Source organism: Aestuariivirga sp., from assembly GCF_037139295.1.
Lineage (GTDB): Bacteria > Pseudomonadota > Alphaproteobacteria > Rhizobiales > Aestuariivirgaceae > Aestuariivirga.
The window spans coordinates 1-1565 of the sequence record NZ_JBAXGR010000311.1 but is presented as its reverse complement, the minus strand read 5'-3'; the positions used below and the strand labels follow the sequence as shown (position 1 = coordinate 1565).

Genomic DNA, 1565 nt, shown 5'->3' with positions numbered 1-1565 from the left:
GAGTTCACCGGCGCGGTCAAGCTGCCAGGCTTGAAGGGAATCGCCGATGTGCGCGTTGGTCTCCACCGCCATCGGTTTGAGGCCGGAGAAGAAACCGTCAACGGCCTGAGCAGGTTCCAGCAGTGCGAGATTGGCGTCATAGTCCACGGCTTTCACCTTGGCAGGCAGGCGATGGCCGGAATCGGCCTTCTCGAGCTCGATGTAGGTGGCGTCCGCCACCATCTGCGCGGTGACGAGGATGTGGTTGCCTTCGAGCAGCACGCCGAGTCCGCGGCGTGAACTGGGCGATATCTTCTGCCACGGGATGCGCTGGTTCCAAGGCTGCATGGTGACATTGACCTTGAGCAGCGAGGTGTTGCGCGCGGCATCAGCCGACGGGGTGGGGGCCGTATCGGAGTGCGAGGGCTTTTTCTCGGCAAGAACGCCTCCGCTAATCAAGATGAGCAGGGTGGGGGCAAGGAGCAGATTCTTCATGATGTTGTAAGAGGGATGAAAGTCGGGTCCGGGTCTGGTTTCACGACTGTTATTCGTCGCCGAGGTAGCTGTCCTCCTGGATGTGGTAGGTCTCCATGATGTGCGGGTGCGCCGCCTCCGCCAGATCACGCTTGAGCACCAGTGGACGGTTCTTTTCCAGCAGCTTGATGACAATGAACTTGCCGTCGCCTTCTTTCTTCTTGAGGGCGTCCGCGACGTCCTTGAGGGTTTTGATTTTTACGCCGTTGACCTCATCCACGATGCTTTGCTGGAAGCCCTGAAGGTAGCTGTTGACTTCATCCGGCAGGATTGAGGTGAGGACGACGACTTCGGGGCGTTCCTTGTAAATCTCCTTGGAGAGGTAGTTGTCAAAGGTGTAGCTGACGAGGGGATCGTGAATGCCGTGGGCCTCCATGAGGTTCCGGTTCATGGGCTGGAAGAGCATGCCCGCAAAAAGCACATAGCGCGGGCGCTGATTGTATTGTTCACCCATCGCAAGATAAGGCAGGAAGCGTTGCAGGGTGATGTTCACCTTGTCCTTCTTTCCATCGCGCAGGATATCGAGCGTAATATTGTCGCCGGCGAACTTGCGTTCAACGATCTCGTTCATGTCCATGAACTCGCCCTCAACCTTGATGAGGCCGTTGTTGAAAACAGGATTGCCGTCGATGGCGAGAATGACATCGCCCGTGTTCAGTTTGCCGCTGGCGGCACCGGCGTTTTCCGCATGGCTGACCATGACCCCCATGCCGTTGTCCTCAAGCTTCAGCGCCTTGATCTGCGCCGGATTCTCGATCGAGAAATGCGAGACCGCGATGTCGGTATAGTGGTCATAGTGTCCGTCGCTCACGTCCTTGAGGAAGCGGCCGATGACCGGGGTCGGGATCATGTAACCGACGTTCTGGGCCACCGATCCGCTGTAGCCCTGGAAGGCCACGCCGACGACCTTGTGTTCCTGCAGGACGGGGCCGCCGCTGTTGCCGGGGTTGATGGCCGCGTCAATCTGGATGGCCAGATGCTGGTCAATGCCGCTGTGCGAATAGCCTTGGAAATCAATGCGCGAGACCACGCCGCGCGTCACACTGACGCGT

Annotated in this window: 2 protein-coding genes; both read right to left on the bottom strand. The window is 58.6% G+C overall.

Going from position 1 to position 1565, the window contains the following annotated elements:
* The coding region (locus WCJ41_RS22220; protein ID WP_336908011.1) for a hypothetical protein at positions 1 to 474 on the bottom strand (474 nt) is incomplete at its 3' end.
* Positions 475 to 523: 49 nt separating this feature from the next.
* Positions 524 to 1565, bottom strand: a 1042-nt coding sequence (locus WCJ41_RS22215; RefSeq protein WP_336908010.1) for a PDZ domain-containing protein, incomplete at its 5' end; no start/stop codon positions are given.